Source organism: Microbaculum marinum (assembly GCF_037855135.1).
GTDB lineage: Bacteria > Pseudomonadota > Alphaproteobacteria > Rhizobiales > Tepidamorphaceae > Microbaculum > Microbaculum marinum.
The window spans coordinates 584772-599719 of sequence record NZ_JAZHOF010000001.1 but is presented as its reverse complement, the minus strand read 5'-3'; the positions used below and the strand labels follow the sequence as shown (position 1 = coordinate 599719).

Sequence of the window (14948 nt, the reverse complement as noted above, 5' to 3'; positions counted from 1 at the left end):
ACATGGCGGAGAGGCGTATTGCCCATTCTCATTCTCCCGCTTCGCCACGGTAGACCTCCGCTATTCTGCCGCCTCTTGCGCCTTCAAGTCATTGCTTATGTAACGCTCCCCTTTGCCCAGGAGAACGCCCGTCTGGGTAGCGATTCCCATCTCCAGGCTTTCGGCGATGCGTCGGGCGCGTTCGATAAAATGATCTGCGGCGGCAGGCGCACATACCTGTCTCGCCGTGTCCTCGAACAAGGCTAGCCACCGATCGAAATGATGCGCATCAATCGGGAGCGGCAAGTGCTTTTCCATGGGACGACCATGGTATCGTCCGGTCAACAGCGCAACCGACGACCAGAACGCGCACATCTTTTCCAGATGCGCGCCCCAATCATTGACGTGACTATCGAATATCGGCGCCAGAATGGAATCTTCACGAACGCGAGCGTAGAAAGCATGCACAAACCGGTGGATCAGCTCTTCATCGATCCCCGTGTTCGATACGATTTCAGCCGTGATACGCGCGCGCCGGTCATTCTGTGACATGCCGTCCTTTCCCTCGATATGCGCATCCGCCACCAAGCCGAACGCCCCAAGCTGTAGCCGCACGCCAACTCACCGCCCGCTTCGCAGAACGCGCAGGCTTGGCCACGTTTGATGAGCGTCGCTAAAGCCATAACATATATGGCCAATGTATCATTTACCTCATCACGAGGCAATCCCTGTGTGCATGGGAGGTGCAAGGAGACGCCTCGGTGACGGCGCGGCGGCGATCTCCCCTTCTGACACGATGTCGCCGCCCACCCGTCCGCGACATAACGCACCCTGTTGTCCTCTCTCAAGATAAGATATATACGAAATGCATGTTAAGCGGCGCACCTCCCATACAGGCGACGCGCCGCGTCCGACGACCAACGAGAGTGACTGCTACATGGTTGCAACGTTAACAGGCGGCGAGCGCCAGATAGCGCTTGTCATCTCGGGTCTCGTCGCCATCTGTGGTCTCACACTCGCGGCCGCGGGCCGCCAGGATATGCTTGGCGCGCACGGGTTCATTATTCTCGCTTTTGGTCTCGCCTGTGTCTTCGTCATAATAAACGGCTTTTACGAGCCCGAACCCAGTCCCGAGAGATTCTCAAGCTATTACGACGAGCCCATCAAGGCCGGCGTCATCGCGGCCATGGCATGGGCCGTCTTTGCGATGTTCATCGGCGTTTGGGTGGCGGCCCTTCTCGCATGGCCTGACCTCACCTTCGACCAGGAATGGGCCAGCTTCGGCCGTCTCCGGCCCGTCCACACCACTGGGGTCATTTTCGGCTTTGGCGGCAATGCGTTGATCGCCACGTCCTTCCACGTCATGCAACGCACATCGCGCGCGCGGATGCCCGACCAGCTCTCGGCATGGTTTGTCCTCGTCGGCTATAATCTCTTCTGCCTGCTTGCCGTCACCGGCTATCTCATGGGCGTCACCCAGTCGAAGGAATATGCCGAAGCCGAATGGTATGCCGACATCTGGCTCGTCATTGTGTGGGTAACCTATTTCATCCTCTATATCCGGACGATCGCACGCCGAAAGGAGCCGCACATCTATGTGGCCAACTGGTATTTCATGGCCTTTATTGTTGTCGTCGCGATCCTTCACATCGTCAATAATATCGCGGTCCCGGTCTCTCTGGGACACGCCAAGAGCTATACTGTCTGGCCCGGTGTGCAGGACGCCATGGTGCAGTGGTGGTACGGCCACAATGCCGTCGCCTTTTTCCTCACGGCCGGCTTCCTTGGAATGCTCTATTACTATCTTCCTGTACGGGCGCAGCGGCCCATCTTCTCCTACAGGCTTTCGATCCTGAGCTTCTGGGGCATCACCTTCTTTTATATGTGGGCGGGATCGCACCACCTCCACTACACGGCGTTGCCGCACTGGGTGCAGACGCTTGGCATGACCTTCTCGGTCATGCTGCTCGTCCCGTCATGGGCATCGGCCGGAAATGCACTGCTCACGCTGAACGGGGCATGGCATCGCGTGCGCGACGACGCCACGCTCCGCTTCATGATGGTGGCTGCGGTCTTCTATGGCCTGGCCACCTTCGAGGGGTCGTTTCTCGCCATCCGCCCGGTCAACTCGCTGTCGCATTATACAGATTGGACCGTAGGCCACGTTCACGCGGGCGCGCTCGGCTGGGTCGCACTGATCACTTTCGGCTCGTTCTATACGTTGGTGCCCAGCCTGTGGAAGCGTGAACGCATGTATTCGGCGACCCTGGTCGAGGTCCACTTCTGGTTCGCCCTGGCGGGTACGCTCGTCTACATCTTCGCCATGTGGAACTCAGGCATCATCCAAGGCCTGATGTGGCGGACATATACCGACGAGCACACGCTTGCCTATTCGTTCGTCGACTCGCTCGTCGCAATGCACCCCTATTACATCGCACGCGCCTTCGGAGGACTTCTGTTCCTGCTCGGCGCGATCGTCGGCGCCTACAATATCTGGATGACCCTCCGTACGGCGCCACTCACTGCTCCACGCGGGTCAGACGCCCCCCAGCCTGTCGCGGTCCCGGGAGAGTGACGATGCCGGAATTCTTCCATCGCAAACTCGAGCGTTCCACGATCGGCTTCGTGCTCGCCATCATCGCCGCCGCAAGTGTCGGCGGCATCGTCGAGATCGCGCCGCTCTTCACCATCGACGAGACGGTCGAGGAAGCACCCGACATGCGGTTTTACACACCGCTGGAGCTTGCAGGACGCAACATCTACATCCGCGAAGGCTGCTATGCCTGCCACAGCCAGATGATCCGGACTCTGCAGGACGAAGTCGAGCGCTACGGTCCGTATTCGCTGGCCGTCGAGTCCCGGTACGATCATCCCATGCTGTGGGGATCGAAGAGAACCGGGCCCGATCTTGCGCGCGTCGGCGGGAAATATTCAGACTTCTGGCATGTCGCCCATCTGACGAATCCGCGCGACGTCGTGCCCGAATCGAACATGCCGGCCTATCGGTGGCTCGCCCGGAATTCACTTCGAACTGAGGACCTGCCGCTGCACCTCGAGGCACAGCGCGCGGTCGGCGTGCCCTACACCGACGAGATGATCGAGAATGCCGCCCGCGACGCCTACGGCCAGGCTTCCCCGGACAGCGATTCCGCCTCCGGGGTCACGGAGCGCTACGGCGAGGAAACGCAGGTCCGCGCCTTCGACGGCGTCGCCACCCGAGTCACCGAAATGGACGCCCTCATTGCCTATCTGCAGGTGCTCGGCCGGCTGACCGACGCGGCTTTTCTGGACACTGCCGCTCCGCAGAAACCGCCGGAACCGATCGAATGACGGCGCTGGAGACGCTCATGGACATCGACCACGACACCCTCGTCGCCTTTTCCAAGAGTTGGGGCCTGTTCTATCTGTTGGCGCTCGCGATCGGCGTTCTTGCCTACACCTTCTGGCCCTCCAACAAGAAGCGGTTCGACAGGGCCAAGAAAAGCATTCTCGACCGGGACGACAAGCCATGGCAATAGACGAGCGCGATCCGGTCAGCGGCCACAAGACTACCGGTCATGAGTGGAACGGCATCAAGGAGTTGGATACCCCGGTGCCGCGGGGCATCCTCATCTTCCTCATCGTCACGCATATCTTCGCCGTTCTCTGGTGGATACTCATGCCGACCTGGCCCTTCGGCACGACCTACACGAAAGGCCTCCTGCAAACGGATCAACGCAAGACGGTTGAAGAGCAGTTGGTCGACGCAGCCGCGCAGCGTGCGTCCTGGATGGACAGGATCGAATCGGCGAGCTTCAGCGAAATCCAGGCGGATGAGCAGCTCATGTCGATCGTCAGGAGCTCCGGACATCAATTGTTCGGCGACAATTGCGCAGCGTGCCATGGCATCGATGGCAGGGGTCGCGCCAACTATCCAAACCTGGCGGACGATGACTGGCTGTGGGGCGGCAACCCTGAGATCATAGCCGAGACCATGCGGGTCGGCATCAACAGCGAGCATCCCGACAGCCGCTTCGCGCAGATGCCTTCCTTCGGGCGCGATGGGATCCTTGATCGCGATCAGGTGCGCATGGCCGCCGCCTATGTCTATTCACTTTCCAACCCGGATTATTCCACTGCCGAAAACATCGAAAGCATTGAGTCGGGACGAGAAGTCTTCCTGGCCAACTGCGCCGCCTGTCATGGCGAAGATGCGCGAGGCAACCAGGATCTCGGCGCCCCCAATCTGACGGATCCATATTGGATCTATGGTGGCGATCTACACACGATCGTCGCCACCGTCCACGGCGGCAGGCAGGGCCACATGCCAACCTGGGACGAACGGATGACCGATACCGAGATCAAGATCCTCGCGCTTTATGTCCATTCGCTCGGGGTCGAAAATCCATGACGGCTGCCCGCAGAAGGCTTACAAGCCGCACGCGATTGCTGATCTGGGTCATCATACCCGCCGCAATTCTGGTCTTCGCGGCCGCCAATATCCATCTCGTCTATGTCGCCATCAACTCCCAACCCGATTGCGTCCCCCATTTGAAGGATGCCGGCGAGAATGGGCGGTACAGAGCGGCCAAATCAGCGTGCTGAGGAGCACCAGCAGATGGTTGAAGCCGACAAATCCTACGGTCTGTTGAGCGAAACGTCCGGCATCGAGGAGACAAGGAGCGAGCGCTGGCAAAGGCATTTGCCGCCCGGCATCGGCTTGCAGTGGCTTCGCGCGGGGTGGCGTGACCTTGTCAAGCAGCCCGGACCAAGCCTTGTCTACGGCACTGGCGTCTTTCTCCTGTCCCTGAGCCTGGTATGGCTGCTTGGCTACTTCGGGCATGACTATATCCTCTTCCCGGCGCTGGCAGGCTTCATGATCGTCGCTCCCGTCTTGGCGATCGGACTTTATGAAAAGAGCCGGGCCCTGGAGGCGGGAGAGAGCGTGACTCTCAACCGGATGCTGTTCGTGCGTCCCAGAGCCGGTGGACAGGTCTATTTCACGGGCGTCCTGCTGTGCCTGCTCATGCTTCTGTGGATGCGCGCCGCCGTGCTCATCTACGCTCTCTTCTTCGGTCTGAGGCCCTTTCCGGGTCTCGATCACATCCTCGCCCTCTTGCTAACGCAGCCGCTCGGATGGGCCATGCTCGTCGTCGGCACGGCGACCGGCGGCCTGTTCGCCTCATTCGCCTTTGCTATCAGCGTGTTCTCGATCCCCATGCTGCTAGACCGGCGTACCGACGCGCTCACCGCCATGGGCACGAGCATGGCACTGGTGTGGAACAATTTCATTCCAATGGTCGTCTGGGGCGCGATCGTCCTCACCCTTTTTGTCGTCAGCATCGCCACCGGGCTCTCCGGCCTGGTCCTTCTCTTCCCTTGGCTCGGGCACGCGACCTGGCATGCCTATCGGACTGTCGCCCGGGAGGAGGCCTAGCAAATGGCCTGCTGTGCTCCCGGTGCAGAGTCACCTCTTCCGTCGCAACGCGCAGAAAGGCCGTCGGCCGAGGAGATTCTCCACGCCAGCCGCAATATCGAGGACGGGCTCGTCCAGACCGACCTATCCGTACCCTCCGCTCACTGTGGATCGTGTATCGCGGCAATCGAAGGGGCATTGACGAAGCTCGAGGGGGTTGTCTCGGCGAGGCTCAATCTGTCGACCCGTCGCGCCACCGTGAAATGGCGGCCTGGCGGCCCGGTGCCACCGCTTCTACGCGCCCTTTCCGACGCCGGTTACGAGGCCAGCCTCTTTTCATACGAGGATGACGAAGCCGACCCCGAGCTCGCGAGGCTGATCCGCGCGACGGCGGTCGCAGGCTTTGCCGCTATGAACATCATGCTGTTGTCAGTTTCGGTCTGGGCAGGCGCCGATGAGACAACACGCCACGCCTTTCACCTCCTCTCCGCGCTCCTGGCGGTCCTCGCAGTCGCTTATTCCGGGCGCATCTTCTTCCGGTCGGCCTGGGCGGCCGTCAGGTCGGGCGCGACGAACATGGATGTACCGATTTCTCTGGGCATCCTGCTCGCCCTGGCGCTCAGTGTCCACGACACCCTTCAGAATGAGCCGCATGCCTATTTCGACGCCACAACCGCGTTGATTTTCTTCCTCCTCGGTGGTCGAACACTCGATCACTTGATGCGGCGAAAAGCGCGAACGGCGGTGCTCGGACTTGCCAAGATGATGCCGCGCGGCGCGAGCGTCATCGCGCCGGACGGAACGAGAACCTACAAGCCGCACGGCGAGATCGAACCGGGTGAGCTCGTGCTGGTCGCCGCCGGCGAGCGCATCCCGCTCGACGGGACCGTCGAGGTCGGGACCGCTGACATCGATGCGGCGCTCGTTACGGGAGAAGCAGGTCCGGTTGCTGTGACACCGGGAACCCAAGTCCTTTCAGGCATGATGAATCTGAACGGCTCGCTCCAGATCCGTATCACGCGAACCGCGCGCGATTCCTTCATTGCCGGCATGATCCGAATGATGGAGGCGGCTGAGCACGCCAGAGCGCACTATAGACGCATCGCCGACCGCGCTGCCGCCCTCTACTCGCCCGTCGTCCATGGGCTCGCCGCGCTGGCGTTTCTCGGCTGGATCGCCGCTACGGGCGATTGGCATCGCTCGCTGACCGTGGCGATTTGCGTGCTCATCATAACCTGTCCGTGCGCTTTGGGCCTGGCTGTTCCCATGGTGCAGGTGGTTGCCGCGCGCCGCCTGCTCGAACGCGGAATTGCCCTCAAGGAAGGCAGTGCGCTGGAACGCTTGGCCGAAGTGGACACCGTGGTTTTCGACAAGACCGGGACGCTGACGATCGGTGAGCTTCACGTAGCGCGATGCAGCGTCACCGGGAAGGATCTCAGTGCCGCGGCCGCGCTGACAGCAAGATCGCGGCATCCGGTCTCGCGCGCCGTGGCGGAGCTTGCAGAAAAGGCAAGTCACATCGAGGTTGAAGAGTTCAGAGAGCGGCCAGGATACGGCGTTGAAGGACGCGTGGGCGGCGACCACTATCGGCTCGGGCGGCCGGAATGGGCGCTGGGTCGACAGCTGAGCACCGCCGACCGCAGCCTATTCTCGGGAACGGCCCTCGCGAGGAACGGCAGCTCCGCAGGCTTCTTCGAATTGTCAGACGCCTTGCGCCCCCGAGCCCGTGAGGTTGTCGAGATGCTGCGCGATCGTGGCCTGGCAGTGGCCATGCTTTCGGGCGACCGCCCCGAGACGGTATCCGCTGCGGCAGCTTCCCTGGGGATCCAGACGTCCCACGCCGCGCTCCTCCCCGAGGACAAGACCGCATGGCTTGAAGAGCGCCGCCGGGAGGGAGGCAAGGTCCTGATGGTCGGAGACGGCCTAAATGACGCCCCCGCCTTGTCCGCCGCTCTGGTTTCCATGGCTCCCGCCAGCGCCGCCGATGTCGGCCGGGCCGCAGCCGACCTCGTTTACTTCGGCAGCGGACTGATGGCGGTTCCGGAAGCCCTGACGATCGCGCGCACGGCCAATCGTCTGGTACGGCAGAACCTGATATTTGCGGTCTCCTACAACGCGCTCGTGATCCCGATCGCAGTAGCCGGTCACGTCACGCCACTCATCGCCGCCTTGGCAATGTCCTTGTCTTCCGTGCTGGTGGTCGCAAATGCGTTGCGATTTCCCCGCACCAAACAGCGCACGACCGGTGCCGCAAAGAGAAACATCTCCATGCTGCCATTGCCGGACAAAGCGCTATGACGGTTCTGGCGTGGCTCATCCCCATAGCCCTCGCAATGGGAGCGGTCGCTCTTCTCGCATTCATATGGTCGATGCGAACCGGTCAATATGATGATCTTGACGGCGCCGCGGAAAGGGTCCTGCTCGCCCAGAAGGAAGACTGGCCACTCACAGAGCCCTCGGACCAATCCGCCCGCAAGAATGATAATGAACGGCGCTGAAACTAAGAAGGCCAACTCTTTTTGACTATTATGAGAAATCTAGCCTGCGGCACAGCGAGCGTTAGGATGGCTCCACGATGAAATTCATTTGCCGGCAAGTCGACTGGATCGGCGCAGTCGCGCTTCTTTTCGGGGCAGCGGTCATTGTGCCCAGCCTCATTGCGCTCACGGCCAGTCTCGTCGCGGTCGCAGCCTCGCTATTTTGAGATGCGTTCGCCGAACGGCTTGAACCTCAGTCGCCCTCGCCTGGATTCGGACTGAACTCCGAGAGCTTGTTCGGGACGCCATTCAACGCGTCAGCGTCCGGCATGGGATCTTTCTTCCGGGTGATATTCGGCCACTTGTCGGCATATTCCTGGTTCAGGCGAAGCCATTGCGGCTCGGCCGCCGGATCGGTATCCGGAAAGATCGCTTCAGCCGGACATTCAGGAACGCAGACACCGCAATCGATGCATTCGTCAGGGTGGATCACCAACATGTTGTCCCCCTCGTAGAAGCAGTCTACGGGGCAGACCTCCACACAATCGGTGAACTTGCACTTGATGCAATTGTCGGTGACAACGTGGGTCATGCCCATCCTCATTCCGATGCTTAAAGATATATGTAACATATATCTTTAAGGCAAGCGACATCTCGCTTCGCGGTCCGTGAAGGCCGGATCAGGCTTGCCCCCGTGCCGGCCCATCGTCCCGGCTAGCGACGCATCCCGACAGCCGCAAAATCAGGCCCGCGCGTTTCCTCAACCGGCGGATTCGGCACCCTGAAATCGCGTTCCGCCAGCATGATGTCGGCAAGGGTATAGCGGTCCAATGTGGTGACGAACGAAGTCAATGCTTCATTGAAAACGTTGGGCAGCCGGCAGCAGCCGGTAATCACGCACTGATTGCCGGTTGCGAAGCATTCGACCAAGGCGAAATCCGGCTCGGTCGTCCGCACGACCGCCCCGAGATTTATCTTTTCGGGCCGTCTGGCGAGCGTGAACCCGCCCGATCGCCCGCGAACCCCCTTCAGATATCCCGTCTTCGTCAGGATATTGACGACCTTCATCAGGTGCGCGCGGGAGATCCCGTAAACCCTCGAGGTCTCCTCGATGGTGATCAGGCGATCGCCGGCGGATCCGGCGTACATCAGCACGCGCAGTGCGTAGTCGGAAAATGTCGTTAGACGCATGTGTTTCTACCTGGTCCGCAACGCGGCATCGCGGCGATCAGCGCGCACGGGCTGGCAAGGGGAGCCGAGAGCGCGCCGCACGCTCGGCGCCTCGTTCAGAACCTGCCTCGTCTCGGTCGTTCACGGAATGCATGAAGTTCCTCTGCACCAGATATATGATGGATAATAGATGAATCTTATTCTAGAGTCCACTCATCGCTGACGTTTCCCGACCATGGCCCAGCTTCTCCTTGCGATCCTTCTCTTCCTGACCGCCCACGTCGTACCGCCAGCACCGCCTGTCCGCCGGCGACTGATCGCGCTCCTCGGCCGCCGCGGATACCTTCTGGCATATTCCGTTCTCTCGCTCGCGCTGCTCGTCTGGATCGTCATCACTGCGAGAAGTGCGCCCTACATGGCGCTCTGGAGCTTCGCGCCATGGCAGTCCGTCATCCCCGTCGTCGCCATGCCATTGGCGTTCTGGTTTGTCGTCGCCGGGCTTGCCGAGCCCAATCCGCTGTCGATTTCGCTTCGCCGCCGCAATCCGACGCTCCCGCTCGCGCCGATTGTCGTCATAACGCGGCATCCCGTGCTTTGGGGCTTCCTGATCTGGGCTGGAGCGCATCTTCCGCCCAATGGCGACATCGTATCCCTCATTCTCTTCGGCGGCATGGCCGCATTGGCCGCAGCGGGAATGCCCCTCCTCGACCGTCGCGCGCGAGCGCGTCTCGGAGACGAGCGCTGGAAGGCGCTTTCGCGCGGCACCTCCGTCCTGCCCTTTCTCGCCATCGCCTCGCGCAACGCCCGTATCCGGTTCTCTGGGCCGTTCATGCTGCACACGGCCATCAGCCTCGCTGCCTATCTGTGGTTTCTCCTCCAGGGTCATAGGCTGCTCATCGGTCCCGACCCGCTGAGCCTGCTCCCATGGTGACAAATATGCCGACGGCCCTATCGCGCTTCGCGCTCTTCAGCTATGGCTTCCGCCCGTTCTTCCTCGGCGCCGCCACCTGGGCGGCGTTCGCGATGGTTCTATGGGTCGCGCTGCTGACCGGGCATCTGAGCTTTGCGTCGCGTTACGGCGCCGTTGCTTGGCACGCCCACGAGTTCCTCTTCGGTTACGGCGCCGCCGTCGTGGCAGGTTTCCTGCTAACGGCGATTCCGAACTGGACCGGCCGGCTGCCGATTCGCGGCATGCCATTGCTTGCTCTCTTCACGCTCTGGCTGGCCGGGCGAATCGCAATCCTGTTCACCGACATCGTCGGATTCGTAGCCGCGGCCACGGTCGACAGCCTGTTCCTTCTCGGCTTTTCCGCCATCGTCTTCCGCGAAATCCTTGCCGGGAGGGATCGCCGCAATCTCAAGGTCGCGCTGATCCTCGTGGTCTTTGCGCTCGTCAATATCGCCTTCCACATCGAGCTCTACCTATTCAGCCAGCCGCTCCACGCTATCCGTGCGACCACCTCGATCCTGGTGATCCTGATCATGCTGATCGGCGGGCGGATCGTCCCCAGCTTCACCCGCAATTGGCTCGCGAAGCAACAAAGCCGGCATCTTCCGACGCCCTTCAACGCATTCGACCGCTACGCACTCGGCATCGCCGTGCTGAGCCTCGGGCTTTGGATCGCTTTCCCGGATCGGCTGCTCACCGGAGCAGCGCTCATTCTGAGCGCCCTCGCGCAAGGCGCCCGGCTCGCACGGTGGTCAGGCCTGCATACCTGCCGCGAGCCGCTCGTCCTCATCCTGCATGTCGGATATGCCTTCATACCCTTGGGCTTTTTCGCGGTCGGCATCTCGACTATATGGCCGCAGGCCGTTCCGCCCGCCGTCGCGCTCCATGCTTGGACCGCTGGCGCGGTGGGGGTGATGACGCTCGCGGTGATGACTCGTGCGACTCGCGGACATTCCGGCCGCCCCCTCACGTCTCCCCCGACGACGACACTGATTTATCTGCTCGTGATCCTTTCGGTGGTACTGCGCCTGGCAACGATTGTCCTCCCCGACCGGGCCGCCACGCTGCACGAGCTGGCCGCCGCCGCCTGGACGGCGGCGTTTTGCGCCTTCGTGGTTCTCTACGGGCCGATGCTCCTTTGGGCGCGGAAAAAGACGTAGTCCCGTTTGGCCTGGCGCGTCAGGGTTTCAGATCAGGCGGATCTGAACCTCGACATTTCCGCGCGTCGCATGGGAATAGGGGCAGATTTTCTCATGTGCCGTCTTTGCGAGCTCTTCCGCCCGATCCTTGGCCACGCCGTCGACATGGACCTCCAGCGTTACCGCGAGCTCGAAGCCGCCGGCCTGCCGCGACCCGATGCCGACATGGGCCGTGACATTCGTGTCGGGACCGACCTGAAGAGCGGCTTCCTTGGCTGCGAGCCGCACGGCTCCCTCAAAGCACGCCGCATAGCCGGCCGCAAACAGCTGCTCCGGATTGGTTCGTGCGCCGCCCGGACCGCCCATCTCCTTCGGCACCGAGAGCGCAGCCTCGAGCACGCCATCGTCGCTGCGGATCTGGCCCTCGCGCCCACCTCGGGCGGTCGCCACGGCCGTGTACAAGATCTTTTCGGGCATCGGTCTTTCCTCTTGCTGATGAAAAGCGATCTGCGCCCAACCAGGCGGCGTTCCACACGATCGGCCCGCGCTAGGCCGCAATCGGAGGCCGCCTGATCTCGGGCGCCGCATCCTTCTGCTGTTGCCGCGCCCGCTCCGCGGCGACCGCCATCCAGTCGCGTAGCAAGCCCTGGTCCTCTTTCGAGAACCGGGCGCGATGCTTCAAATCCTCGAACGAGTCGTCCGGATGGCACCGCTCGTAATCCGCGCGAATAAGCGACTCGTGGTAGGAACGGATGTCGGAGTCGTCCGGACCGATTGGCTGTCTTACTCCATTGGCTGACATGTAGAGCCGTTCATCGCTCGATGGCATCATCGCTCGCTCCTCGTCTCCGCAAATCTGTCTCTTTCGAGCATTTCAGCCACCGCGACCATCACGCTGATGTCACCCCACAGCCCCGCATTCGCGGCCATGTAAATTCGCTCCAGCTGATCGAGCCGGCGGTCCCGGCACTCCGTGCTGCGGTCGTCCTGCATCCTCTGCGGCGACGGCCTGGACAGGGCAGGCGCCCCCACGCCGCATGCCCGTCGGAATCGATTCCAAACCGGGGTCAGGGCTTCACCCAAGCTCATGTGCTCGCTCCGCGACCGAGGCGAACGCGCCAGATGTCGGGTCCCTTCTCGAGATACTCCCAACAAATGCCGCCGTCGCGGACCTCAAGCTGCAGCCTCAGGCGGCGCGGATCGTGGTCGACGATGAGCTGCAGCGTCTCGCCCGCCGCGAGATGCGTGACCAGTTGAGTTATGACCGTATGCCGAACGCTTGGACTGATCTCTCGAACGTCCACGACCCGTTCCTTGGACAAAGCCTGCTCACCCATGACGGTATCTCGCCTGATCGCCGGATAGACACGCCACATGGGCGCACATGCGCGCCGCGACGTCAGCCGGCAGCAGCCGGCCCAGAAGCGTCTCGAAATACGGCTTGACGATCCGCCCCGTGACTCCCCGCTCGGCGCACAGAAGATCGACGATGTTTTCGGCAAGCGGTGTCATTTGACGCTTGCCGGCGCAGGGATCGAGGATCACGCGGATCGCCTCCTCCACACGATCCCACCGCGCGCCGGAAATGTGCGTCATCACATTGCTGATGTGGCCATGCGCACGGAAATGCGACACGACGATCGCCGCCAACTCCGATACCGGCAGCTCCGCGATGTCGCCGGCGGCGAGGGAAAGGGGCGGCTCACGAAGCCCATCCATGAGGGCCGCCACCTGTCCTGATCCGGCGGCCTGCATCGGTTTGATCCCGCCCACCATCATGTTCATGGCGCACCTCCGTAGGATCGCTCAGCGGCCTCGCCGACCAACCAGCCGGACCCTCCGCTTCCGTCTCCATTCTCCTATCTCATAAAAGATACATTGACAATACATCTTTTAGCAGGAAGACTGGAAAGCGTGAATGCCGCCTCCGGAGACGCGCTGCCATGAACCACAACGACCACGCCTATCCGGCCCTTCGATCCGCGGCGCCGTTTGGCGCCACGGCACAAAGTCGATGGCTGCTGCGCGGAGAAGCAATGGGAAGGCTTCTGGCCAGGGCCTTCGCCACCATGCGGCGGACCAGCGATGCTGGGCAGGGCCGCTTCGGCCATGACCCGCTCTCAAGACCTCACACCAAGACAAGGAAAATGCCATGAGTGAGCCCTCAAACACCGCCGACGTCGTCGATGTCCGGAGCCTCGTGCCGGCGGACCGCCACGCCAAGATCTTCGAGCTCGTGAACGCGCTGGAACCGGGCGCATCCTTCGTCCTGGTCAACGATCACGATCCCAAGCCGCTCTACTATCAGCTCGAAGCCGAGTATCCGGGCCAGTTCTCCTGGACCTATGTCGAACAGGGGCCACAGGTCTGGCGCGTCGAGATCGGCAAGCACGCCAAGGCGGCCTAAGACGCCTCGACGCGACGCCGGCTCCGACCGGCGTCGCGTCCGGTGGAAAATCTCACGATGGGTGTCACGCTCTCACGTTGGACCATGTCCTATTTCGCCGCAGCGCTCCTGTCGCTGATCCTCGGCGAGTGCCTCATGACGGCAGGATATGGCTTTCCATCTGCGCCGATCCGGGCTCCGCAGACGCTCGTTCTTGTCCACCTCATCGCCATCGGCTGGCTCAGCCTTCTGCTTTGCGGGGCGCTCTTTCAGTTTGTCCCGGTCCTCATCGCACGGCCCCTTCACAGCAATTCGCTGCCTCTGCCAACCCTTGTCTTGCTTGTGGCGGGGCTCGCCGCGCTGCTTTCCGGTTTTCTTCAGCTCTCCGGCACGATCGACGTGGGCGCATGGCCCTTCCCGCTCGCCGCCGGCTTGCTTGCATCCGGATTTGCGCTCGTCCTCTATAATCTCGGTCGCACGCTCTGGCAGGCTCGACCTCTCCCCCTGCCGGCGCGTTTCGTCGCGGTGGCTCTCCTGTGCCTCGCCGCAACAGTCGCACTCGGCGCAACCTTCAGTCTCGTCTTCGCCGGACCGGTCCATTCCGAAGCGCTCCTGGCGATCACCGCGGGCGGTCTGCCGCTGCACGTCCTCGCCGGGCTCGGCGGCTGGCTGACATTTGCGGCTATGGGCGTGAGCTACCGTCTCCTGGCGATGTTCATGCTCGCACCGGAATTGGAAGGCGCCCGTCCCCGTGCGGTCTTCTGGCTTGGGACAGGCGCGCTCGCCGTGGTGATCCTCGGCGGAGTTGCGCAGATCCTTCGCGACGTGACAATCCTACCCGCGCTCTGCGTCGGCGCCCTTCTCGGGTTTGCCGCTCTGGCACTTTACGGTGCCGACATCTTCTATCTCTATCGCGCCCGCAAGCGCCGCATCATCGAGCTCAACAGCCAGATGGCCGCCCTCGCGCTGATCTCGCTCGCCGCAGCCGTCGCGCTCATTGTCGTTCTGATCGCGACGAACCGTCTTTCAGACCAGATCGGCGCCGTCGTCTTCCTCGCAGCGTTCGGATGGCTGACCGGCCTCGGGCTCGCCAAGCTCTACAAGATCGTCGCCTTCCTGACCTGGCTCGAATGCTACGGCCCCGTGCTCGGCAAGACTGCAACGCCTCGGGTGCAGGATCTCGTCATCGAAGGACGCGCCCGGCCGTGGTTCCTCCTTTATTTTCTGTCCGTCTGGGGCGCGACCGCGGCTCTGCTCTTCGCGCATGCCACAGCTTTCAGAATGGCGAACGGAGTGATGCTTGTCGCCACACTCGCGATCGCCGTGCAGCTCCTGCGCACGCGGCTGCTGTCGGACCTGACGGCGGAGGTCCCGCTGCCCGACGGCGCGCACCGGCCGCATCTCCTCGTGTCCCTCCCGAACTCAACCTGACCGGAAAGGAGGCCAACCCCCC

Annotated in this window: 18 protein-coding genes; 11 read left to right on the top strand and 7 right to left on the bottom strand. The window is 62.3% G+C overall.

What is annotated here, in order from left to right; genetic code table 11:
* Nucleotides 1–60: 60 nt before the first annotated feature.
* The gene (locus V3328_RS02830) at nucleotides 61–531 is read right to left on the bottom strand and encodes a group III truncated hemoglobin (RefSeq protein WP_340328264.1); all 471 of its coding nucleotides are present in this window, start codon (nucleotides 529–531) and stop codon (nucleotides 61–63) included.
* Nucleotides 532–916: 385 nt separating this feature from the next.
* Here V3328_RS02830 and ccoN point away from each other — a divergent pair, with 385 nt between their 5' ends.
* From ccoN to ccoS, 7 genes are all read left to right on the top strand, one after another.
* Complete coding sequence (gene ccoN, locus V3328_RS02825; protein WP_340328120.1) at nucleotides 917–2554, top strand: cytochrome-c oxidase, cbb3-type subunit I; 1638 nt, start codon at nucleotides 917–919, stop codon at nucleotides 2552–2554.
* A gap of 2 nt (nucleotides 2555–2556) precedes the next feature.
* Nucleotides 2557–3309 carry a cytochrome-c oxidase, cbb3-type subunit II gene (ccoO, locus tag V3328_RS02820; protein WP_340328119.1) on the top strand — a complete coding sequence of 251 codons (753 nt, stop codon included), beginning with the start codon at nucleotides 2557–2559 and terminating at the stop codon, nucleotides 3307–3309.
* 17 nt (nucleotides 3310–3326) lie between these two features.
* Nucleotides 3327–3497 carry a cbb3-type cytochrome c oxidase subunit 3 gene (locus tag V3328_RS02815; RefSeq protein ID WP_340328263.1) on the top strand — a complete coding sequence of 57 codons (171 nt, stop codon included), beginning with the start codon at nucleotides 3327–3329 and terminating at the stop codon, nucleotides 3495–3497.
* Nucleotides 3488–4369 carry a cytochrome-c oxidase, cbb3-type subunit III gene (gene ccoP, locus V3328_RS02810; protein WP_340328118.1) on the top strand — a complete coding sequence of 294 codons (882 nt, stop codon included), beginning with the start codon at nucleotides 3488–3490 and terminating at the stop codon, nucleotides 4367–4369. Before V3328_RS02815 ends, ccoP begins: the two co-directional genes overlap by 10 nt.
* Before the next feature lie 207 nt (nucleotides 4370–4576).
* Nucleotides 4577–5395: a DUF2189 domain-containing protein gene (locus V3328_RS02800; RefSeq protein WP_340328116.1), complete on the top strand. Its 819-nt coding sequence runs from the start codon at nucleotides 4577–4579 to the stop codon at nucleotides 5393–5395.
* Nucleotides 5396–5398: 3 nt separating this feature from the next.
* A complete protein-coding gene (locus V3328_RS02795) occupies nucleotides 5399–7672 on the top strand; it encodes a heavy metal translocating P-type ATPase (protein ID WP_340328115.1) in 2274 nt (757 codons plus the stop codon).
* Nucleotides 7669–7872, top strand: coding sequence for a cbb3-type cytochrome oxidase assembly protein CcoS (gene ccoS, locus V3328_RS02790; protein ID WP_340328114.1), 204 nt, complete (start codon nucleotides 7669–7671; stop codon nucleotides 7870–7872). The genes V3328_RS02795 and ccoS overlap by 4 nt, the downstream gene beginning before the upstream one ends.
* Nucleotides 7873–8104: 232 nt before the next feature.
* Here ccoS and fdxA read toward each other — a convergent pair whose 3' ends face one another.
* Both fdxA and V3328_RS02780 read right to left on the bottom strand, forming a co-directional pair.
* Nucleotides 8105–8443: a ferredoxin FdxA gene (gene fdxA, locus V3328_RS02785; protein ID WP_340328113.1), complete on the bottom strand. Its 339-nt coding sequence runs from the start codon at nucleotides 8441–8443 to the stop codon at nucleotides 8105–8107.
* Nucleotides 8444–8565: 122 nt separating this feature from the next.
* Entirely contained in the window at nucleotides 8566–9042 is a 477-nt protein-coding gene (locus V3328_RS02780) for an RrF2 family transcriptional regulator (protein WP_340328112.1), read from the bottom strand.
* A gap of 214 nt (nucleotides 9043–9256) precedes the next feature.
* Here V3328_RS02780 and V3328_RS02775 point away from each other — a divergent pair, with 214 nt between their 5' ends.
* The gene (locus V3328_RS02775; RefSeq protein WP_340328111.1) at nucleotides 9257–9952 is read left to right on the top strand and encodes an NnrU family protein; all 696 of its coding nucleotides are present in this window, start codon (nucleotides 9257–9259) and stop codon (nucleotides 9950–9952) included.
* Nucleotides 9946–11130: an NnrS family protein gene (locus tag V3328_RS02770; RefSeq protein WP_340328110.1), complete on the top strand. Its 1185-nt coding sequence runs from the start codon at nucleotides 9946–9948 to the stop codon at nucleotides 11128–11130. Before V3328_RS02775 ends, V3328_RS02770 begins: the two co-directional genes overlap by 7 nt.
* A gap of 27 nt (nucleotides 11131–11157) precedes the next feature.
* On the opposite strand, the gene V3328_RS02765 is transcribed toward V3328_RS02770, so the two are convergent.
* The 4 genes from V3328_RS02765 to V3328_RS02750 all read right to left on the bottom strand — a co-directional run bounded on the left by V3328_RS02765 (nucleotide 11158) and on the right by V3328_RS02750 (nucleotide 12894).
* Nucleotides 11158–11586: an organic hydroperoxide resistance protein gene (locus tag V3328_RS02765; protein ID WP_340328109.1), complete on the bottom strand. Its 429-nt coding sequence runs from the start codon at nucleotides 11584–11586 to the stop codon at nucleotides 11158–11160.
* Nucleotides 11587–11656: 70 nt separating this feature from the next.
* Complete coding sequence (locus tag V3328_RS02760) at nucleotides 11657–11941, bottom strand: hypothetical protein (protein ID WP_340328108.1); 285 nt, start codon at nucleotides 11939–11941, stop codon at nucleotides 11657–11659.
* A 253-nt stretch (nucleotides 11942–12194) separates the two neighbouring features.
* The gene (locus tag V3328_RS02755) at nucleotides 12195–12446 is read right to left on the bottom strand and encodes a DUF2249 domain-containing protein (RefSeq protein WP_340328107.1); all 252 of its coding nucleotides are present in this window, start codon (nucleotides 12444–12446) and stop codon (nucleotides 12195–12197) included.
* Nucleotides 12439–12894 (bottom strand): hypothetical protein, encoded by a 456-nt coding sequence (locus V3328_RS02750; RefSeq protein WP_340328106.1) that lies wholly within the window; start codon nucleotides 12892–12894, stop codon nucleotides 12439–12441. Before V3328_RS02750 ends, V3328_RS02755 begins: the two co-directional genes overlap by 8 nt.
* 367 nt (nucleotides 12895–13261) lie before the next feature.
* Here V3328_RS02750 and V3328_RS02745 point away from each other — a divergent pair, with 367 nt between their 5' ends.
* Both V3328_RS02745 and V3328_RS02740 read left to right on the top strand, forming a co-directional pair.
* Complete coding sequence (locus V3328_RS02745) at nucleotides 13262–13516, top strand: DUF2249 domain-containing protein (RefSeq protein ID WP_340328105.1); 255 nt, start codon at nucleotides 13262–13264, stop codon at nucleotides 13514–13516.
* Between the two features lie 57 nt (nucleotides 13517–13573).
* Nucleotides 13574–14926 carry a hypothetical protein gene (locus V3328_RS02740; protein ID WP_340328104.1) on the top strand — a complete coding sequence of 451 codons (1353 nt, stop codon included), beginning with the start codon at nucleotides 13574–13576 and terminating at the stop codon, nucleotides 14924–14926.
* The last annotated feature ends 22 nt before the right edge of the window (nucleotides 14927–14948 follow it).